The sequence below is a fragment of the Deinococcus budaensis genome (genome assembly GCF_014201885.1).
Lineage (GTDB): Bacteria > Deinococcota > Deinococci > Deinococcales > Deinococcaceae > Deinococcus > Deinococcus budaensis.
This window is the reverse complement of the sequence record NZ_JACHFN010000012.1, coordinates 47512-67657: the sequence shown is the minus strand read 5'-3', so window position 1 is coordinate 67657 and position 20146 is coordinate 47512. Positions and strand designations below refer to the sequence as shown.

Genomic DNA, 20146 nt, shown 5'->3' with positions numbered 1-20146 from the left:
CTACCTTCCCCCCATGTCCCTCCCTCCCACCCATGTGGCCGCCGTCACCCCCGACTGGGCCTTCGAGCGCGAACACTGGCGCCGGGGCCACTTCCGCGTGGCTGGCGTGGACGAGGCCGGGCGCGGCGCCTGGGCCGGACCCGTCACGGTGGCGGCGGTGATTCTGCCCGGCTCGGCGCAGGACTACCCTTTTCGCGACTCCAAACAGCTTTCGGCAGCGCAGCGCGACCGCTTCGCCCAGGAGGTGCGCCGGGTGGCCCTGGCCTGGGCCGTCGAGCACGCCTGGCCGGAGGAGATCGGCCGCCTCAACATCCTGGGCGCGACCCACGCCGCCGCGCACCGCGCGCTGGAGCGCCTCGACCCGCCGCCCCAGGCCCTGCTGACCGACTACCTGCGGCTGCGCACACCGCTGCCGCTGAGCGCCCCGCCCCGTGCCGACGCCCTGAGCTACACGGTGGCGGCCGCCAGCCTGCTTGCCAAGACCGAGCGCGACCGGGTGATGACCGAGCTGGACCGCGAGTACCCCGGCTACGGCTTCGCGGCGCACAAGGGGTACGGCGCTCCCGCCCACCGCGCGGCGCTGGCGGACCTGGGGGTCTCTCCCGTGCACCGCCGTTCCTTCGCTCCGGTCGCCCGCCTGCTGGCCGGGTCAGGGGGCGGCGGCCTCTTGGCACAACCGCGTCCCGACCCCCGCTGAGGGCGCGGCCTCTACTGTTGCCCACCATGCAGACTCGGGCGGGCCGCCTGGGTAAAAGTGGCGGCAACCACATGGGGTCAGGGCCGTGCGCGGGGCAGGGCCGCCCCACGCTGTATCCGGAGGGACGCTGCCATGCCCAACCGCTCGCTGGCCCAACTGTTCACCATTGCCGGAGCCGCCTCCATTCTCGGCTCGATCGCGATCTGGGCCTCCCAGGGGGGCCGGGGCCACTCCGCCGAGGACCGTGCCCACGGCGAACGCTTCGGCATCTTCGTCGGGCTGTGGGCGCCGACCTTTTTTATCCTCGCCAACCGGTACAACACCAACGCCCAGCACGGCGGGGAATAGGGGCAGCAAGACCCGACCCGCCGGGCACGTTCGGCGCGCGGGCCGGAAGGCGAGGGCGGGCAGGCAACCCCGCGCCCGGGTGTGGCCCCCGGGACCGGAGAGCGTTCCTCAGCATCCCTCGCTGCGAAAGCCCTCGCAGGGTTCGTCCGGGGTCCAGGGGGCAGCGAGCGCCGCCTCGGCCAGCCGGGTGCCGAAGCGGCTGGCCTCCTGCACCAGCGCGGGCGACAGCGTGCGGTCACTGGGCGCGTGGTAGCCGTCGTCCAGGCCCCGGTGAATGAAGGCCGTCCGCACGCCCCAGGCCATGAAGGGCACGTGGTCGCTGCTTCCGGTGACGCCCGAGTTGCGCCCGAAGGTCTCGCGCCCAGGCGGGTCGTCCTCGAACACCCGCACGCCGGGCCGCACCGCCCGCGCCAGCGGCCGCAGCTCGGCGTGGGCGGCCACCCCTAGGGCCTCGGCGCTCACCCCCACCATGTCGAAGTTCAGCATCGCCCTCGTTTGCCGCAGCGCAAAGCGGTGCGCGTCCACGAAAGCGCGGCTGCCGTGCAGGCCGTTCTCCTCGGCGTCAAAGAGGACGAACCAGGCGCGGCCCGCCAGTTCGGTGCCGGCGGCCCCGCGCGCGGCGTCCAGCACGGCCAGCACGCCGCTGGCGTTGTCGTTGGCGCCCGGCGAGCCGTTCACGCTGTCGAGGTGGGCGCCGAACACGATCTGCGGGGCCGCTTCCACCCGCGCGGCGATCAGGTTGCGCCCCGTGACCTCGCGCACCTCGACCTGCGAACTCAGCTCGGCGGGCTGCCCGGCCCGCGCCAGCACCCGCGCCCCGTCCGCCGCGCTCACCGACACCAGCGGCAGCGGCGTGGCGGGCACCCGCTGAAGCTGCGGGACCTCGCAGTCCTGCACCAGCACCAGACCCAGCGCCCCCGCGCGCAGGGCGCGGCCCACCAGCTCGCTCCACTCGGTATCCTCCCAGTCCCGGCAGGTCGTCAGCGCGAGCTGGGCACGCAGCCCCAGCGCCTCCATCCGCTCGGCCGTGGCCCCGGCGGGCAGGCGCACCAGCCGCCCCGCCTGCTCGCCGCCCCGGCTGCCGTACAGGGCGGCGGCGGGCACGCTCAGCGCTCCGATCCGCAGGGTGCCGCCCCGGTCGAAGGGCCGTTCCACCGTCACCGGCTGCTCGTTCACCCGGTAGCCCAGCGCGCGGAACTGCCCGGCCAGCCAGTCCACGGCCCGCTCATGTCCCTCCTCCCCCACCGGACGCGGCCCGAACGCGCGCAGCGCCTCCCAGTCGCCCGCCACCGTGCGGGCCTGTGCCGCCGCCTGCACCGGCGGATTCTGCGGGCGCGACAGGCCGTACCAGGCGCCGCCGCCCAGCCCCAGGGCCAGCGCGGCGAACAGCGCCAGCCGGGAGGCCGGAGGCGCGGGACGGGTCGGCAGGGGTCGGCGTGCGCGCACAGGCCCAGCATAGGGGGCGTTCCCGGCCTGGCGGGGCGCAGGTTTGTCACGGGCGCCGGGGCCGCCTCCCTCCCCGCGCCGCTACACTGCGGGGGTGAACGTCCGGCCCCCCGCAGCAGTCCGAAACTTTTCCATCATCGCCCACGTGGACCACGGCAAGTCCACGCTGGCCGACCGCATTCTGGAGCGGCTGGGCGCGATGGGTGAACGCGACAAGCGCGACCAGACGCTCGACACGCTGGAGCTGGAGCGCGAGCGCGGCATCACCATCAAGTCCACGCCGATCCGCCTGAAGTACGTCCGCCCCCCGCAGGACGACGGCACGGGCGGCGAGGAGTACGTCTTCAACCTGATCGACACCCCCGGCCACGTGGACTTCAACTACGAGGTCTCGCGGTCGCTGGCCGCCTGCGAGGGCGTGCTGCTGCTGGTGGACGCTTCTCAAGGGGTGGAGGCGCAGACCATCGTCAACGCCTACCTCGCCATCGACAACAACCTGGAGATCATCCCGGTGGTCAACAAGATCGACCTGCCCGCCGCCGACCCGGAAGGCGCCGCCCGCGAGCTGGAGGAAGTGATCGGCATTCCCGCCGACGACGCCGTATTCGCCTCCGGCAAGGCGGGGATCGGCATTCCCGAGATTCTGGAGGCCATCGTCGAGCGCATCCCGCCGCCGCCCGGCGACCCGGACGCGCCCCTCAAGGCCTTGATCTTCGACTCCTTTTACGACGCCTACCAGGGCGTGATCCTGTTCGTGCGGGTGCTGGAGGGGACCCTGGCCCCGAAGCAGCCCATCATGCTGTTCAACTCGGGCAAGACCTTCGAGGTGGACAAGGTGGGCACCTTCACGCCGGGGCTGGTCGTGGGCGACACCCTTCCGGCGGGCGCGGTGGGCTGGGTCGCGGCGGGCATCAAGGACATCCACGACGCGCAGGTGGGCGACACCATCACCCAGAAGGACCGGCCCACCCCCGAGCCGTTTCCCGGCTTCAAGCCCGCGCAGCCGGTGGTGTTCTCGGGCCTCTACCCCACCGACACCGAGGACTACCGGCGGCTGCGCGACGCGCTCGACAAGCTCAAGCTCAACGACGCGGCCTTTTCCTTCGAGCCGGAAACGTCCGAAGCGCTGGGCTTCGGCTTTCGCTGCGGCTTTCTGGGCCTCTTGCACGCCGAGATCATTCAGGAGCGGCTGGAGCGCGAGTACGACCTCGACCTGATCGCCACCGCGCCCGCCGTGGTGTACCGGGTCACGCTGACGAACGGCGACGTGTTCGAGACCCAGAACCCCGCCGAGTTCCCCACCCGCGACCGCATCACCAGCGTGGAGGAGCCGTACATCAAGCTCTCGATCATGCAGCCCGAGGACTACGTGGGGCCGGTGATGCAGCTCTTGCAGGAGCGCCGGGGCAGCATGATCACCATGAACTACGTCGGCAAGCGCGTCGAGCTGCTGTACGAGGTGCCCTTCGCGGAGATCCTCTACGACTTCCACGACCGCCTGAAGTCCATTTCGCGGGGCTACGCCAGCATGGACTACGAGCAGATCGGCTACCGCGAGGGCGACCTGCGCAAGGTGGACATCATGGTGAACAACGAGGTCGTGGACGCCCTGGCCGTGATCGTCCACGAGACGAAGGCGTACTCGCTGGGCCGCAAGATCGTGGACAAGATGGCGGAGGTGATCCCCCGGCAGATGTTTCCGGTGCCCGTGCAGGCGACCATCGGCGGCAAGATCATCGCCCGCGCGACCGTGAAGGCCTACCGCAAGGACGTGCTCGCCAAGTGCTACGGCGGCGACATCTCGCGCAAGAAGAAGCTGCTGGAAAAGCAGAAGAAGGGCCGCGCCCGCATGAAGCAGATCGGCACGGTGGAGGTGCCGCAAGAAGCCTTCCTGGCGGTGCTGAGCACCGAGGAGTAAACCTCCCCAGAGGCAGAAGCAGAAGGCGCTGACGGTCTCCCCGGACCCGGCGCCTTCTCCCTTGGTCCGGCCTAGCGCTCCGCCAGCGCCAGCTCCACGCTGAGACCCGCGAAGGCCGCCGCAAAGGAGCGCCGCAGCCACAGCAGGGCGCGGGGAGAACGGGTCACGAACCCCCGGACGCTGCCCGCGAGCAGGCCGTAAGCGGCGAACACCAGGAAGGTGACCAGCATGAACACGCCGCTGAGCACGAGAAACTGCGGCAGTTCCGGGCGCCCCGGCGCAACGAACTGGGGCAGGAACGCGAGGAAAAACAGCGTGAGCTTGGGGTTCAGCAGGTTGAGCAGCACCGCCCGCCCGATCACCCCAAGGCTGCCGCGCGTGCCCTCGTCCCGGAAGCTGAGGCCGCCGTGGTCCTGCCAGGTAGCCCACGCGAGGTACAGCAGGTACGCCGCGCCCGCGAGTTTCAGCACGGTGAAAGCCTCCGCACTCAGGTGCAGCAGCAGCGACAACCCCAGCAGGCTGGCGAGCAGGTGGGGCACGATGCCCAGCGTGCAGCCCAGGGCGGCGGTCAGGCTGGCCCGCCGTCCGCGAAAGAGACCGGTGGAGACGGTGTAGACGGCCCCGGTGCCGGGGATCAGGGCGACGACCAGCGAGGTGAGCAAGAAGGGCACGGTCAGCATGAGGGCCTCCAGGGCGGTGGGATGAGGGCAGCCTACCCTGTCCCCGTGACCTCAGGTTCTCCAGGCGGCCCGCAGCCCGTCTAAGGCTCCGTTAGGCCGGGCGCAGGGCCACCCTCATGCGGGGTGCCTAGCGTATGAGAAACGCCCACTCTTCCTCATCTCTTTCCCGAAAGGACCCTGCCATGGCCCAGACTGCCCAGCTCCACTCGCCCGAACTTGACCGCGTCCGTCCGCCCGCGCCGCCCGTCTCGACCCTCGGGGGCACCCAGGTGCTGCGCCCCGACGTGCTGCGGGTCCGGGTGCCGATGGTGAACGTGTACCTGCTGGGGCTGCCCGGCTCCGACTGGGTGCTGGTGGACGCGGGAATGCCGCTCACCGCCCGGATGATTCGCGCGGCCGCCGACGAGTACCACGCGGGCCGCCCGCCAGCCGCCATCGTCTTGACGCACGGGCACCTCGACCACATCGGGGCGCTGCACGACCTGCTGGCCGAGTGGAAGGTGCCGGTGTACGCGCACCCGCTGGAGCTGCCCCACATCACCGGGCAAGCACCCTACCCCTTTCCCGACCCCACCGTGGGCGGCGTGATGAGCGCGCTGTCGCCCGCCTTTGTGCCGGGTCCCTTCGACTTCCGGCCGCACGTCCAGCCGCTGCCGGAGGACGGGACGGTGCCGCACCTGCCGGGGTGGCGCTGGCGGCACACGCCGGGGCACACCGCCGGACACGTCTCGCTGTGGCGCGAAGAAGACCGCACCCTGATCGCCGGGGACGCCTTCGTCACGACCAAGCAGGAGACGGTGACGGGCGCTCTGGCCCTGCGGCCCACGCTGGTCCACCGCCCGCCCGCCTACTACACGCCCAACTGGGACGCGGCGCGCGACTCGGTGCGCCTGTTGGCGGGCCTCGACCCCCACCTCGTCGCCACCGGGCACGGGCACCCCATGTCTGGCCCCACGCTGGCGGCCGACCTGCACCGCCTGGCCCGCAACTTCGACGAGGCGGCGCGGCCCGAGCGGGGGTGGTACCTCAGCCGCCCGGTGCCGGTGGCGCTGCCGCAGGCAGGCCGGGCCGATCCCCTGCGTACCCTCGTGCTGGGGGGGCTGGCCGCCGTGGTCCTGGGGCTGCTGCTGGGGCGCAGGCGCCGCTAGAGCCACCCGGCCGCCCCCCATTCCCTGGCCCCTGCCTGACCCTGGGCGGGAGGCTCCACTTGCCCCTGCTGTCCTGACAGAGCTGCGGCGTGCCCCCGGGGACACTGGGGCCTGCCCGCGTCCCGCTGCCTGCCCCAGCACGGGCCAGCAGGGGGCAGGGGGGTGTGCGGATTCTGTCAGAGGGCGGTTTCTAGACTTCCAGGCGTGAACATCGGTGACATCGCCGTGAAGGCGCCTGCCCAGACGGCCGCGCGTCTGGCCGGGGGGCTGGTCCGTCCGGTGGTGCCGCCCCGGACGGACCAGCCGGGCACCCGGCGGACGGGCACCCTGCGGACGCAGTTCACGCTGGTCATCTTTTTATTGGCGTTCTTGCCCAACCTCGCGCTGACGCTGCCTGCCCGCCAGGGCGAGGCGGCGTCCGCGCTGGCGGCCTGGATGGTGCTGGTGGCGGTGCTGTGCGGCGCGGTGGGCTACTTGCTCAGCGGCGTGCTGCTGCGCCCGCTGCGCCGCCTGGAGGCCGAGGTGGGTCAGGGCCGCTTCGCCGCCGCGCACGCGGACGACCCCGGTGAGATCCGGGCGCTGCGCGGCGCCTTTGCCGAGCTGCTCGCCCGGCTCGCCACCGAGCAAGAACGCCGGGCGGCCTTCATGGCGACGCTGGTCCACGACCTGCGCACGCCCCTGATCGCCACCGGGCACCTGGCGCGCGTGCTGAGCGAGCGGGCCTTGCCGGAAGGCGAGCGCCGCGAGCTGGGCCGCGAACTGCTGGCCGAGAACGCCCGGCTGCTGGCGCTGGTCGAGCAGATGGCCGACGCCCACCGCTTCGAGCGTGAGGACGTGCGGCTCAGTCCCCGCCCGTGCGACCTGCGCGCGCTGCTGTGCGGGGTCGCCCGCCGCCTGACCCCCCAGGCCGGGGCGCGCGGCCTGAGCCTCACGGTCAGCGGGGCGGGGCACGCGCGGGTCGACCCGGCGGTGCTGGAGCGGGCCGTGACCAACCTGGCGGACAACGCCCTGCGTTATGCCCGCACCCGGGTCGAGCTGCGGGTCACCCCGGCAGGTCTGGAGGTGCGCGACGACGGCCCCGGCCTGGGCGCGCCGCTGTCCGACCTCGCCCAGCCGTTCAACGCCCAGCCTGCCACCATCGCCGGGCAGCAGTACACCGCCGGGACGGCTGGGTTGGGCCTCTTTATCGTCCGCCGCATCGCCGAGGCGCACGGCGGCGGCCTGGCCTACGCCCACACGGTGCCGGCTGGCCCGCCGACCTCCCCCCACTCGATCTTCACCCTCACCCTCCCGGAGGTGACCCCTTGAAACTCGTGATCGCCGATGACCACCCCCTGTTCCGCATGGGCCTGAAGTACGCGCTGCTGCACCAGGGCTTCGACGTGGTGGCGGAAGCCGCCGACGGCCTCCAGGCGCTCGACGCCTGCCGGATGCACCAGCCTGACGCCGCGCTGCTCGACGTGAAGATGCCCGGCCTGACCGGCATCGAGGTCTGCGAGCGGCTGCGCCAGACCCATCCGGGGGTGGTCAGCGTCCTGATCACCACCTTCGCCGAACCCGCCATCGTGCAGGCGGCAAGGACGGCGGGCGCGCGCGGCTACGTCAGCAAGGAGATGGACCCCGAGAGCCTCGCGCGGCAGCTGCGCGACATCGTGGCCCACCCCGACGTGGACCGCCTGCCGCAGGTGGACGTGCCCCGCCTGACCCCCCGCGAGTCCGAGGTGCTGCCCCTGCTGGCCCAGGGCTTTTCCAACAAGGAGATCGCCAAAAACCTCGGCGTCAGCCCCGACACGGTCAAGGACCACCTCGCGCGGCTCTACGCCAAGCTGGAAGCCGGGGACCGCACCGAGGCCGTCAGCCGGGCGCGCAGCATCGGCCTGCTGCACTGAAGGCCGGGCCGGGGGCGTCGCCCGCTTCTAGCCCGCCTCTCCTGCCCTCCCCGGGCCGCTCGGTACCCTCTGCGGTATGAGCGGCCCCTCTCCTGTTCAGCTGTCCCGGCGTGCCCTGAGCCTCAAGCCCTCCGCGACGGTGGCGGTCTCGTCGCGCGCGCTGGAACTGCGGCGCCGGGGCGTGGACGTGATCTCCATGAGCGTGGGCGAGCCGGATTTCGACACGCCCGCCCACATCAAGGCGGCGGCCATCGCGGCCATCGAGTCCGGCAAGACGAAATACACCGCCGTCAGCGGCATTCCCGAGCTGCGGGAGGCGATCAGCGCCAAATTCGCCCGCGAGAACGGCCTGACCCACCCGCCGGACGAGGTGACAGTCACCAGCGGCGGCAAGCAGGCGCTGTTCAACGCTTTTTTCGCGCTGCTCAACCCTGGCGACGAGGTGCTGATTCCCTCGCCCTCCTGGGTCAGCTACCCCGAGATGGTGGCGCTGACGGGCGCGGTGCCGGTGCCGGTGCCCACCACGCCGGGGTCGGGCTTCCTGCTCGATCCGGACGAGGTCGAGGTGCGCGTGACCCCGCGCACCCGCCTGATCGTGCTCAACAGCCCCGGCAACCCCACGGGCGCCGTCTTTCCGCCGGACGTGCTGGAGGCGGTGGCAGGGATCGCCCAGCGCCACGGCCTGATGGTCGTCAGCGACGAGATGTACGAGCATCTGGTCTACGGCGCCGAGCAGGTCAGCATCGGCCGCTACGCCCCCGAGCACACCCTGACGGTCAACGGGGCCAGCAAGGCCTACGCGATGACCGGCTGGCGCCTGGGCTACGCGGGCGGCCCGCAGCCGGTGATCACGGCGATGAACGCCCTCCAGTCGCAGAGCACCTCCAATGCCAGCTCGGTCAGCCAGTACGCGGCGCTGGCGGCCCTGGAGCAACATCACGAGACGGCCCAGTTCGTCGAGCTGGCCCGCGCGGCGTACCGGCAGCGCCGCGACCTGCTGGTGGCGGGCCTCAACGCGCTGGGCCTGCCCACCCCCACCCCGCAGGGGGCCTTTTACGTGCTGGCGGACACCACCCGCCTTCACCCCGACGAGCTGGAGGCCGCCCGGCGGATGCTGGACGGCGCGCGGGTGGCGGTCGTCCCCGGCACCGACTTCGGGGCGCCGGGGCAGGTGCGCCTGAGCTACGCGGTCAGCCCCGAGCAGATCACGGAGGTGCTGCGGCGACTGGGGGAGCTGATGGGCACGCGGTAGGCGCCGGGCCGCCGGGGGGCCGGGAACCCGCCCGGCCCTCATCCCGTACCCTGAGACCATGACGAACATGCAGCCCGGACAGGACGGCACCTACTCCCTGCGCGACTTTCTGGCCCAGACCGCCGAGCGCGACAATCCCGGCGAGGTTTTCGAACTCGAATCCAGCAAGATGCTGGAGGTCAAGGTCAACGGCCGCATCTGGAGCAAGCTCGGCGCGATGGTGGCCTACAAGGGCAACCTGAGCTTCAAGCGCGAGGGCACGCTGGAAGGCGGCCTGATGAAGGCCCTCAAGCGCGCGGTGAGCCAGGAGATGAGTCCGCTCGCCAAGATCGAGGGCCGGGGCGTGGCCTACCTCGCCGACCAGGGCAAGGAGGTCCAGATCCTGCGCCTGGCGGGCGACAGCCTGAACGTGAACGGCAACGACCTGCTGGCCTTCGAGGACTCCGTGCAGTACGACATCACCATGCAGCGCCGCGCGGCGGGGATGGCGTCGGGGGGCCTCTTCAGCGTGCGGGTGCAGGGGCACGGGCTGGTGGCGATTCTCAGCCACGGCAAGCCGCTGACCCTGCGGGTGACGCCCCAGGAGCCGATCTTCACCGACCCCAACGCCACCATCGCCTGGAGCGGCAACCTCCAGCCGCAGCTGCGCATGGCGACCGACCTGCGCTCGATGCTGGGGCGCGGCGGCGGCGAGACGTACCAGATGGTCTTTCAGGGCGACGGCTTCGTGGTCGTGCAGCCCTACGAGGAGTTCGAGGCCGGCATGCTGGGCGGAGACAGCCACGGCGGGAGCGTGGGGCGGACCATCGGGGACCTGTTCGACTGAGGAAGTTCGCGGGAAGCGGTACGCGGTGCGCGGGAAGGCACGAGGTCTTTTCCCGCGCACCGCGTACCGCGCCCCTTTCCCCGCTACACTCCCCGGGTGAGTCTGGTCGTGATGGCAACGGGAGGCACCGGGGGGCACATCTACCCGGCGGTGGCGACGGCGCGGGAACTGATGGGCCGGGGGCACCGGGCCGTGATCCTGGGCCAGCGCGGCGGCATGGAGCAGCGGGTCGCCTTTGATACGGGCCTGGAGTTTCAGGGGGTGGACGCCGGGAAACTCGCCCGCAGCGGGCAGGGCCGCCCCGACCCCCGCGAGCTGCTGCGGGCGGGGCGCGGCGTGGCCGAGGCGCGCCGTTACCTGAAGGGCGCCCGGCCCGGCGCGGTGGTGGGCTTCGGGGGTTTTGCCAGCCTGCCGGGCGTGCTCGCCGCCCAGAGCCTGGGCCTGCCCACCGTGCTGCACGAGCAAAACGCCCGCCTGGGCCTGACGCAGCGGCTGGCGGCGGGCCGGGCGCGCGCGGTGGGGACGGCCTACGGGCAGGTGATCGGCCTCCCCGAAAGCCGGGCGACGCTGGTCGGGATGCCCGTGCGCGAGGAGCGGCGGCCCCGCGCGGAGGCGCTGGCGCAGCTGGGATTGCAAGAAAACCGGCTGACGCTGCTGGTGATGGGCGGCTCGCAGGGGTCGCTGGCACTGAACAACGCGGTGCCCGGCGTGCTGCGCGAGATCTTCGGCCAGGCGGGCCGCACGCCGGACGGTCAGGCCGTGCAGGTGCTGCACGCCACCGGCCCGCGCTGGCTGGAGGAGGTCGCGCCCCGGGTGGCGGACCTGCCCTGGTACCGGGTGGTCGGGTACACGGACGCGGTGGCGGCGTGGTCGGCGGCCGATCTGGGCCTCACCCGGGCGGGCACCGGCACGCTGGCCGAGGCCGCCTTTCACGGGGTGCCGCTGGTGATGGTCCCGCTGCCCGAGTCCGCCGAGAACCACCAGCTGCACAACGCCCGCAGCGTGCAGGCGGCCGGAGCTGGGCGGGTGGTGGAGCAGGCCGAGCTGGCCGGAGCGCTGGGCGGGGCAGTGCTAGAGTGTGCGGCGCCGGGCACGCGCGCGGCGATGCGGGCGGCGGCCCTGAGCCGCTCGCCCCAGGGGGCGGCAGGCCGCTTTGCCGACCTGGTGGAGCGGCACCTGCGCTAGCCTGCCCCGACTCCTCCTGCGCGTGCCCTTGCCGGACCCCTCCTGCCATGACAGACACTCCCCTGCCCCCCACCCCTCCGGCCCTGGCCCCCGCTCCCGCGCCCACACGCCCCGCCCCGCACTACCACCTGATGGGCATCGGCGGCATCGGCGTGAGCGCCTTCGCGCGGCTGCTGGCGGCCCGGGGCGTGCGGGTCAGCGGCTGCGACGAGCATCCCTCCGAACTCACCGAGCAGCTGAGGCGCGAGGGCATCACCGTCGAGCATGGCCACGCCGCCGCCCACGTGGCGGGCGTGGACGTGCTCGTCGCCTCGGAGGCGGTGCCCAAGGCCCATCCCGAACTCGTGGCGGCGCGGGCGGCGGGGGTGGAGGTGCGCCCCCGCATGGCGCTGCTGGACGAGCTGCTGCGGGCCTCGCCCTCGGTGGGCGTGATCGGCACCCACGGCAAGACCACCACGACCTCGATGATCGCGGTCGCCATGCAGGGCGCGGGGCTGGACCCGGCGGCCTTTGTCGGCGGCATCGTGCCCGAGTTCGGGGCCAATGCGCGGGTCGGCGCGGGGCCGTTCGTGGCCGAGGTGGACGAGTCCGACCGGGGCTTCGCGGCCCTCGCGTGTGAAACGGCCGTCTTCACCAACGCCGAGGACGACCATGTGGGCGGCAACCAGGCGACCTACTGGGAGACGGTGGAAGAGCAGCACGCGGGCTTTGCGCGCTTCGTGGGACAGGCCGGGCGGGTGCTGTACTGCGCCGACTGGCCGGGGCTGGAGGCGCTGTGCGCCGGGGCGCCTGCGCGCCTGAGCTACGGTCAGGCCGGGGGTGCCGACTACCGCGCCGTGAACCTGCGCCCCGACGCCGAGGGCACCTCCTTCACGGTCACGCGCCGGGGTGAAGCCCTGGGCGAGGCGCGCGTCTCGCTGCCCGGCACCCACAACGTGCTCAACGCGCTGGCGGCGCTGGCCGTGACGGACCTCTACGGCGGGAATTTCGCGGCCGCCGCCGCCGCGCTGGCCGCCTTCCGGGGACCCGGACGGCGCTGGCAGCGGGTCGGGCAACTCAACGGGGCGCTGGTCGTGGACGACTACGCGCACAACGCCACCAAGGTCGCCGCCGCCGTGCAGGCCGCGCAGCAGACCGGGCGCCGGGTGCGGGTGGTCTTTCAGCCGCACCGCTACCTGCGCACCCAGCAGTCCTGGCCCCGGCTCGCCGAGGCCTTGATGGGCGCCGACGAGGTGCTGATCCTCGACATCGCGGCCGCGCAGGAAACCCCCATTCCCGGCATCCACGCCACGCTGGTCAGTGACCGCATGGTGCAGGGCGGCCACGCGGGCGTGCGCTACCTGCCCGACCGCGCCGAGGTCGTGAGGTACCTGCGCCGGACGGCCACGCCGGGCGACATCATCGTGACGATGGGGGCGGGCGACGTGTGGAAGCTCTCGCGCGAGCTGGCGCAGGTGGAGGCGTGACGGCCCTCCCGGCGACCGCCAGCCGCACCGGGGCGCGGGTCGAGCGCCTGCCCCTCGCCCGTTACACCACCCTGGGTGTGGGCGGCGAGGCCGAGGTGTGGTTTGTCTCGAACGGCGCGCAGCTGGCCGAAGCGGTGGAGGCCCCCTACCGCATCCTGGGCGGCGGCAGCAACCTCGTCGTGGCGGATGAGGGCGTGCCCGAGCGGGTGATCCGCCTGACTGGCCCGCTGGCGGAGGCCGACCTCACGCCCGACCCGGCGCTCAGCAGCGGCGAGACGGTCGTCACCGGCTGGGTGGGGGGCGGCGTGCCGCTGCCGGGGCTGATCCGCAAATTGCAAAAGCTGGGGCTGTCCAACCTGGAAGGCACCGTCGGCATTCCCGCCCAGGTCGGCGGCGCGGTGTGGATGAACGCAGGCACCCGCTACGGCGAGATGTTCGACGGCCTGCACACGCTGGAGATCGTGACGCCGGGAGGCACGCGCCAGGTCACCCCGGACGACCTCGCCTGGGGCTACCGCCAGAGCGGCATTCCCCGGGGGCACATCGTCTCGCGGGTGCGGCTGCGGCTGCGGCGCTCGGCGCCCGAAGAGGTCCTGGCGAAGATGGACTTTGCCGACCAGGCCCGCAAGGGCCAGCCCAAGATGAAGACCCCCGGCTGCGCCTTCAAGAATCCGGGCGGCGTCTCGGCCGGCAAGCTGATCGACGAGGCGGGCCTGAAGGGTGCGCGGGTCGGGGGCGCGATGATCGCCCCCGAGCACGCCAACTTCATCGTGAATCTGGGGGGCGCGAGCAGCGCCGATGTCCACGCCCTGCTGGCCCTGATCCGCGAGCGGGTGGGCGCGCCGCTGGAACTGGAATACGAGCTGTGGCCGGAGCAGGGCTGATGCGGCGCCTCCGCTGCCCGCGCCCACGGGTGACAGGATGAGGCCATGACCGATCCCGAGCCGCGCCGCAGGAACCGACGGATTCGGCCCGCCGCAGGCCCCGGCCAGCCTCCCGCGCCGCCGACCCTCTCCCCGGCGCCTCCTGCCGCCCCTCCGGCACCGGACCCTGGACTTCCGGGCAAAGCGCCTCCCCGCCGCCGCGACCTGCGCCCACTGTGGTGGACCTTGGGCACGCTGGCGCTGCTGGGCACGCTCGCCGCGAGCTGGTTCGCCCTGCCGGTCCGCACGGTGACCGTGCAGGGCAACGTGCGCCTCAGCCCCGCGCAGGTGCGCCAGCTCGCGGGCCTCACGCCGGGCTTCGCCTGGCCCTACTACGGCGCGTGGCGGGCACAGGGACTGCGGCGCAGTCCCTGGATTCAGTCGGCCACCGTCACCCGGCGCTTTCCCGACGCGGTCGTGGTGCGGGTGCGTGAGCGGGTGCCCTTCGCCCGCTGGCAGGGGCCGGACGGCCGGGTGGTCACGCTGGCCGAGGACGGCCGCGCGCTGCCCGGCGCCCGGGGCGTCGAGGGCCTGCCCCTCCTGACCGGCTGGGGACCCGACCGCCGCCGCGACGCCCTGTTCGTCGCCCGCGCGCTCCAGAAGTACAATGTGCAGTCGGTCGCGTATACGCCTTCCGGGATCACGGCGAAAACGGGGGCGAGCACCGTGTGGAGCGGCGACCTGAAGACCCTGCTGAAGTATGCTGGGGCCATCGTGCAATTTCCCGACAAAGAACTTTACATCTACCCCTGGGGGGTGAGCGTCCAGTAATGAAGGACAACCCGATCATCGTGGGGCTGGACATCGGCACCACCAAAATCACCACCGTCATCGGCGAGGTCGGCGAGGGCGGCATCGTGGACATCATCGGTGAGGGCAGCGTCCCCAGCGAGGGCATGAAGCGCGGCGCCGTCGTGAATCTGGAACGGGCCACCCACGCCATCCGCCAGTCGGTGCAGTCGGCCGAGCGCGTCAGCGGCGTGCGGGTCGAGTCGGTGTTCGTGTCGGTCGCCGGAAACCACGTCAAGGCGATCACCAGCCACGGCCTGGCCGCCATCCGGCGCCATCAGGAGATCACCCAGCCTGACGTGGACCGCGCCATCGAGAACGCCCGCGCGGTGCCGCTCGACCCCAACCTGGAGATCATCCACACCCTGCCGCAGGAGTACGTGGTGGACGGCCAGGAGGGCATCAAGAACCCGGTCGGGATGCACGGGGTGCGGCTGGAAGTGGACGTGCACATCGTGGCCGGGACCGCCGGGCCGCTGCTCAACCTGCGCCGCTGCGTGCAGGAAGCAGGCCTGAAGGTGGAAGGCTTCGTCCTCCAGGCGCTGTCTTCGGGCCTCGCCACACTGGAGGCCGCCGAGCAGTCGCAGACGGTCATCGTGATCGACCTGGGCGGCGGCACGACCGACGTGGGCGTCTTCAAGCGCGGCAACCTGGCGCACTCGGCCTGCATCCCCATCGGCGGCGACCACGTGACTGCCGACCTCGCGCAGATTCTCAAGCTCCCGCACGAGGAAGCCGAGAACGTCAAGCGCAAGTACGGCGCGGCCGTGCCCGAACTCGCCGATCCCGACCTGACGCTGGAGATCACCACCGCCTCGGGCAGCACCCACGCGATCAGCGCCTTTGAACTCTCGCGGATCATCAAGCCCCGGCTTTCCGAGATCTTCGGCATGGTCCGCGACGAGATCGACCAGGCGCTGGGGCCTATCGAACTGGTCGCGCAAAGCGTGGTGCTGACGGGCGGCGCCTCGCTGCTGCGCGGCACGACCGAACTGGCCCGCGACCGCTTCCGGCTGCCGGTACGGCTGGGCCGTCCGCGCGGGATCGGGGGCCTGACCGATATCGTGAGCGGCCCCGGCCACGCGGGCGGCGTCGGACTGGTGCTGTACGGCATCGGTCAGGACGGCAAGGTGCCCGTGTCGGTCTTCCGTGAGGAACCCGCTGCCGCACCCACGCCTGCCCCCACGCCCGTCCCCGAGGACCCCCGGGGCAAGGCGGCGGCGACCGTGACGGTGGTGACCCCGGCGGCACCCACTGCTCCCCCCAAGAAGGAAAAGGACAAAGACGCCCCCAACCTGATGACCCGGGTGCGCGGCTTTTTCAAGGACTGGCTGTAGGCGAAGTCCCCGGCTTCGGTCCGTTCTCACAGGCGGGCTGCGTTAAACTACACCGCGTGACTGCGGCTGACACCGAAGGTGGGCCGCTCTTTACCGAAGGAGACAAGATGCAAGCGGCCAGAATTCGTGTGATCGGCTTGGGCGGGGCGGGCAACAATGCCGTCAACCGCATGATCGAATCGGGACTCGAGGGCGTCGAGTTCGTTGCCGGAAATACCGACGCGCAGGTGCTCGCCAAGAGCCATGCCGAGGTGCGCATTCAGCTCGGCGACCGCCTGACGCGCGGCCTGGGCGCAGGGGCCGACCCCGAGGTGGGCGAGAAGGCCGCGCTGGAAGATCGCGAGCGCATCAAGGAATACCTCGACGGCACCGACATGCTGTTTATCACCGCCGGAATGGGCGGCGGCACCGGCACCGGCTCGGCGCCGGTGGTGGCCGAGATTGCCCGCGAGATGGGGATTCTCACGGTCGCCATCGTGACCCGGCCCTTCAAGTTCGAGGGACCCAAGCGCCAGCGGGTCGCTGAAGAAGGCATCGCCAAGCTCACCGAGCGCGTGGACGGCATGATCGTGGTGAACAACGAAAAACTGCTCACCGCCGTGGACAAGAAGGTCTCCTTCCGCGAGGCTTTTCTCATTGCCGACCGGGTGCTGTACTACGGGGTCAAGGGCATCAGCGACGTGATCAACGTGGAAGGCATGATCAACCTCGACTTTGCCGACGTGCGCAACATGCTGTCGAACTCGGGCACGGTGCTGATGGGCATCGGCGCGGGCCGGGGCGAGAAGGTGGCCGAGGAAGCCGCCATGAGCGCGATCCACTCGCCGCTGCTGGAGCGCGGCATCGAGGGCGCCCGGCGCATCCTGATCAACGTGACGGGCAGTTTCGACCTCTCGATGACCGACGCCAACGAGATCGTGGAAAAGATCCGCGAGGCGACCGGCTTCGAGGACCCCGACATCCTCTTCGGCATCACCCCCGACGAGGCGGCGGGCGACGAGGTGCGCGTCACCGTGATCGCCACCGGCTTCGGGGAAGGGACCTTTCCGGCGGCGCTGGGACTGGGCAAGCCGGGCAGCCGGGGCACCAGCCTCGACACCATCGTCCGGCCCGTGCGCGGCCAGTCGGGCAGTTCCTACGACCCCAAGGACTACGATATCCCCGCTTTCCTGCGGAACGTCGGGCGCGAGTAAGAGGAGACGAAGAGGGGGGCCGGGGCTGTGTGCCTGCGGCCCCTTTCGCGGTTCAGGAACTGGGCTTCAGGGAGCCAGCCGCAGTTCGGCCAGCACGGCGCGGTGGTCACTGAGAACGTCGGGAAGGGCTAGGGCGCGTTCGGCCTGAACCCCGCGTGCCCACACATAATCGATGCGCGAATGCCCGAAACGGGCGTGGTGCGTGAACCCCAGTCCTGTGCCCCCGGCCTGAAAGGCGTCGGTCAGGCCGAGGGCGTGCAGGCGGGCGTGCAGCTCCCCGCGCGGCGGGGCGTTGAGGTCGCCTGCCAGGATCAGGGGGCCGGGCGCACCCCGCAGCAGTCCGGCCACCACCCCCACGAACTCGCGCCGCACCGTCAGACGGCGGGCGACCCGCTGCGGCAGCGTTCGCCTCAGCCGGGTATCGCTGGGGCTGGGCAGCAGCGCAAGCGTGGGCAGGTGGGTATTGACCACCGTCACGTCCCGCCCGGCCACCTCCAGGGACGTGACGAGGACGGCGTGGGGCGAGCTGGGAAAGGTCACGGCACGCGACTCCCGCAGCGGCCAGCGCGCGAGCGTGACCAGCTCGTCGTGCCGGGCGAGCGACCAGCCGGGCAGGGCTGCCTGTACGCGCGCCCCGTATCCGGCGTCGCGGCCCCGGTCCAGCGTCTCCTGAAGCGTCAGCACGTCCACCCGCTCCTGGCGGACGAGCGCGGCCAGACGGGTGGGGTCTGCGCCCGCAAAATTGGCGTTGAGCGTCAGCACCCGCAGTGGGGCGCCGCGCTGGGCCGCGCCTGCCAGCCTGTCCGGCAGCACCGCCCCCACCTGCCCCACCGTGAACGCCAGCGCCACCGCAACGTTGAAGGCAGCCCAGCCCCACCTCCGCCGCCCTGACGCCCGCCACGCGAGCAGCAGCGGCACCGGCAACAGCGCCTGCGGCGGCACCAGATCAAGCACGGCGACCCACCAGCACGTCTCCGAGTGGGCGCGGGCGAGCAGGCCCCCGGCGAGGGCCAGCGCAGCGAACAGCAGGGAGAGGGCAGGAAGGCGGCGCATCTCCGGAGCCTAACGGACGGTTCCGGAGGTGCGGGCGGGGCTTTTCCTCAGACGCTCAGCGTCTTGGCGCAGCGGTAGAGGTCGCGGCTCACGTCCTTGCGTTTTTCCCAGGTCTCGTGCAGCGGCGTGTGGACCACCGCGCCGTTCTCGCGGCCGACCATCACGCCGCGCACGCCGTCCATCAGGGCGTAGACGGCGGCCTCGCCCAGACGGCTGGCCAGCACCCGGTCGCTGCTCACCGGCGAGCCGCCGCGCTGGATGTGGCCCAGGATGCTCACCCGCGTCTCCAGCCCGGTTCCGGCCTCGATGGCGTCGGCTACCCCCTGCGCGCCGCCCGGAAAGCCCTCGGCCACGATGATGATCGAGCTGGCCTTGCCCTTGGCGACGCTGTCTTTCACGATCTGGACCACGCCGTCCACCGGCTTGGGGTCTTCCGGGATGAAGACCTCCTCGGCGCCGCCCGCGACCGCGACCTCCAGCGCGATGTGCCCGGCGTGGCGGCCCATCACCTCGATCACGAAGATGCGCTCGTGGGAAGCGCCAGTGTCGCGCAGCTTGTCCACGGCGTCCAGCGCCGTCTCCACCGCCGTGAAGTACCCGATGGTGTGGTCGGTTCCGTACAGGTCGTTGTCGATGGTGCCCGGAACCCCGATCACCGGGATGCCGTGTTCCTCTTGCAGGGCGTGCGCCCCGTGAAAGGAGCCGTCGCCGCCGATCACGATGAGGCCGTCCACCCCCCACGCACGCAGGTGCCCCGCGCCCAGGGCGCGGCCCTCGGGGGTGCGCCAGGTCTTGGAGCGGGCGGTCAGCAGCACCGTGCCGCCGCGCTGGATGGTGTTCGCCACGTCCCTGGGGCCGATCAAGGCCAGGTTGCCCCGGTGCAGGCCGGAAAAGCCCCGCCGCACGCCCACGACCTCGATGCCGTGGTGGGTGGCGGTGCGGACGACCGCGCGGATGGCGGCGTTCATGCCCGGCGCGTCGCCGCCGCTGGTCAGCACGGCGACGCGCCGCACGCCCGCAGCGTTGGGATGGTCGGTCGGATGGGGCAGGTCGGCCGGGGGGACAGGGTCAGTCACGAAAAAGCCTCGGGGGTGGGAGAGGAGCCAGGGGGTTGCGTGACCTGAAGGGCCAGCGCGTAAGCGTCATTTTTACGCAAACCCTGCGCGATCAGCAACGCGCGGATCTCGCGGGCGCTGCGGCCCTCGGCGGCCCAGGCGCGCGCCAGGGCGGCGTGGTCAGTCTCCACCTCGCCGGGGAGGAGATCGCCTGCCGGGCGGCCCGAGACCACGACCACGATCTCGCCGCGCACGCCCCCGGCGAAGCGGGCCGCGAGGTCGCTCAGGGAGCCGCGCGCCGTCTCCTCGAAACGTTTGGAAAGTTCGCGGGTCACGCTGGCCGCCCGCTCAGGGCCGCACACCTCGGCCAGCTCGCTCAGGGTGGCCCCCAGGCGGTGCGGACTTTCGTACAGGGCGGTGGTCTCGGCGCGGGCCGCGATGGCGGCGAGGCGCTCCCGGCGCTCGCGGCCCGTTCTGGGCAAGAAGCCCTCGAAGGTGAAGCGGGCGCTGGGGAGGCCCGAGAGCACCAGCGCGGGCACGAAGGCGGTCGCCCCGGGCAGCACCTCGACCGGGATGTCGGCCTGAACAGCCGCGCGCACGAGTTCAGCGCCTGGATCGCTGATGCCCGGCGTGCCCGCGTCGCTGACATAGGCGAGGCGGGGGTGGCGTTCCAGCACCTGCGCGGCGCGGTGCATGGTGTGGGCGTCGAGGCGCACCAGCGGGCGGCGGATGCCCAGGTGGGCCAGCAGCGCGCCGGTGTGGCGGGTGTCCTCGCAGGCCACGGCGTCCGCGCCGCGCAGCACCTCCACCGCCCGGAAGGTCAGGTCGCCCAGGTTGCCCACCGGGGTCGGCACCAGCCACACCCGAGGCGCAGAAGGGTCGGCGTGGATGGGGCCTGCCCGCTCGCCGGGATCTTCCCCCTGCACCCCGTCTTCCAGCTC

19 protein-coding genes are annotated in these 20146 nt (G+C 72.1%); 14 read left to right on the top strand and 5 right to left on the bottom strand.

The window, feature by feature from the left end; all coding sequences use genetic code 11:
* Positions 1 to 13 precede the first annotated feature (13 nt).
* Both HNQ09_RS14370 and HNQ09_RS14365 read left to right on the top strand, forming a co-directional pair.
* Positions 14 to 697 carry a ribonuclease HII gene (locus HNQ09_RS14370; protein WP_184030679.1) on the top strand — a complete coding sequence of 228 codons (684 nt, stop codon included), beginning with the start codon at positions 14 to 16 and terminating at the stop codon, positions 695 to 697.
* Positions 698 to 829: 132 nt separating this feature from the next.
* Positions 830 to 1045 carry a hypothetical protein gene (locus HNQ09_RS14365; RefSeq protein ID WP_184030678.1) on the top strand — a complete coding sequence of 72 codons (216 nt, stop codon included), beginning with the start codon at positions 830 to 832 and terminating at the stop codon, positions 1043 to 1045.
* Positions 1046 to 1153: 108 nt separating this feature from the next.
* On the opposite strand, the gene HNQ09_RS14360 is transcribed toward HNQ09_RS14365, so the two are convergent.
* A complete protein-coding gene (locus tag HNQ09_RS14360; protein ID WP_184030676.1) occupies positions 1154 to 2491 on the bottom strand; it encodes a M28 family peptidase in 1338 nt (445 codons plus the stop codon).
* 94 nt (positions 2492 to 2585) lie between these two features.
* Between HNQ09_RS14360 and lepA the strand changes: the two genes are divergently transcribed.
* On the top strand, positions 2586 to 4409 hold the full coding sequence (gene lepA, locus HNQ09_RS14355; RefSeq protein ID WP_184030674.1) for a translation elongation factor 4: 1824 nt from the start codon (positions 2586 to 2588) through the stop codon (positions 4407 to 4409).
* 71 nt (positions 4410 to 4480) lie between these two features.
* Here lepA and HNQ09_RS14350 read toward each other — a convergent pair whose 3' ends face one another.
* Complete coding sequence (locus HNQ09_RS14350) at positions 4481 to 5089, bottom strand: LysE family translocator (protein ID WP_184030672.1); 609 nt, start codon at positions 5087 to 5089, stop codon at positions 4481 to 4483.
* Positions 5090 to 5271: 182 nt separating this feature from the next.
* Here HNQ09_RS14350 and HNQ09_RS14345 point away from each other — a divergent pair, with 182 nt between their 5' ends.
* The 11 genes from HNQ09_RS14345 to ftsZ all read left to right on the top strand — a co-directional run bounded on the left by HNQ09_RS14345 (position 5272) and on the right by ftsZ (position 17097).
* The gene (locus HNQ09_RS14345; protein ID WP_184030669.1) at positions 5272 to 6237 is read left to right on the top strand and encodes an MBL fold metallo-hydrolase; all 966 of its coding nucleotides are present in this window, start codon (positions 5272 to 5274) and stop codon (positions 6235 to 6237) included.
* 279 nt (positions 6238 to 6516) lie between these two features.
* Positions 6517 to 7545 carry an ATP-binding protein gene (locus tag HNQ09_RS14340; protein ID WP_184030778.1) on the top strand — a complete coding sequence of 343 codons (1029 nt, stop codon included), beginning with the start codon at positions 6517 to 6519 and terminating at the stop codon, positions 7543 to 7545.
* Entirely contained in the window at positions 7542 to 8126 is a 585-nt protein-coding gene (locus HNQ09_RS14335) for a response regulator transcription factor (protein ID WP_184030667.1), read from the top strand. Before HNQ09_RS14340 ends, HNQ09_RS14335 begins: the two co-directional genes overlap by 4 nt.
* A gap of 76 nt (positions 8127 to 8202) precedes the next feature.
* A complete protein-coding gene (locus HNQ09_RS14330) occupies positions 8203 to 9378 on the top strand; it encodes a pyridoxal phosphate-dependent aminotransferase (protein WP_184030665.1) in 1176 nt (391 codons plus the stop codon).
* 58 nt (positions 9379 to 9436) lie between these two features.
* Entirely contained in the window at positions 9437 to 10204 is a 768-nt protein-coding gene (locus tag HNQ09_RS14325; RefSeq protein ID WP_184030663.1) for an AIM24 family protein, read from the top strand.
* 96 nt (positions 10205 to 10300) lie between these two features.
* On the top strand, positions 10301 to 11389 hold the full coding sequence (murG, locus tag HNQ09_RS14320; protein ID WP_343057834.1) for an undecaprenyldiphospho-muramoylpentapeptide beta-N-acetylglucosaminyltransferase: 1089 nt from the start codon (positions 10301 to 10303) through the stop codon (positions 11387 to 11389).
* A 131-nt stretch (positions 11390 to 11520) separates the two neighbouring features.
* Positions 11521 to 12855, top strand: a complete 1335-nt coding sequence (murC, locus tag HNQ09_RS14315; protein ID WP_380003502.1) for a UDP-N-acetylmuramate--L-alanine ligase — start codon at positions 11521 to 11523, stop codon at positions 12853 to 12855.
* On the top strand, positions 12852 to 13739 hold the full coding sequence (locus tag HNQ09_RS14310; protein WP_184030659.1) for a UDP-N-acetylmuramate dehydrogenase: 888 nt from the start codon (positions 12852 to 12854) through the stop codon (positions 13737 to 13739). The genes murC and HNQ09_RS14310 overlap by 4 nt, the downstream gene beginning before the upstream one ends.
* 45 nt (positions 13740 to 13784) lie before the next feature.
* Positions 13785 to 14549: a cell division protein FtsQ/DivIB gene (locus tag HNQ09_RS14305; RefSeq protein WP_184030657.1), complete on the top strand. Its 765-nt coding sequence runs from the start codon at positions 13785 to 13787 to the stop codon at positions 14547 to 14549.
* The gene (ftsA, locus tag HNQ09_RS14300; RefSeq protein ID WP_184030655.1) at positions 14549 to 15904 is read left to right on the top strand and encodes a cell division protein FtsA; all 1356 of its coding nucleotides are present in this window, start codon (positions 14549 to 14551) and stop codon (positions 15902 to 15904) included. Before HNQ09_RS14305 ends, ftsA begins: the two co-directional genes overlap by 1 nt.
* A 107-nt stretch (positions 15905 to 16011) precedes the next feature.
* Complete coding sequence (ftsZ, locus tag HNQ09_RS14295) at positions 16012 to 17097, top strand: cell division protein FtsZ (RefSeq protein WP_184030774.1); 1086 nt, start codon at positions 16012 to 16014, stop codon at positions 17095 to 17097.
* A gap of 66 nt (positions 17098 to 17163) precedes the next feature.
* Here the strand turns inward: ftsZ and HNQ09_RS14290 are convergent, their stop codons facing one another.
* The 3 genes from HNQ09_RS14290 to rsmI are packed head-to-tail and all read right to left on the bottom strand — an operon-like array spanning position 17164 to position 20095.
* A complete protein-coding gene (locus tag HNQ09_RS14290; RefSeq protein WP_184030654.1) occupies positions 17164 to 18150 on the bottom strand; it encodes an endonuclease/exonuclease/phosphatase family protein in 987 nt (328 codons plus the stop codon).
* Between the two features lie 47 nt (positions 18151 to 18197).
* Positions 18198 to 19163 carry a 6-phosphofructokinase gene (gene pfkA / locus HNQ09_RS14285; protein WP_184030772.1) on the bottom strand — a complete coding sequence of 322 codons (966 nt, stop codon included), beginning with the start codon at positions 19161 to 19163 and terminating at the stop codon, positions 18198 to 18200.
* Between the two features lie 59 nt (positions 19164 to 19222).
* On the bottom strand, positions 19223 to 20095 hold the full coding sequence (gene rsmI, locus HNQ09_RS14280) for a 16S rRNA (cytidine(1402)-2'-O)-methyltransferase (protein ID WP_184030770.1): 873 nt from the start codon (positions 20093 to 20095) through the stop codon (positions 19223 to 19225).
* Positions 20096 to 20146: the final 51 nt, after the last annotated feature.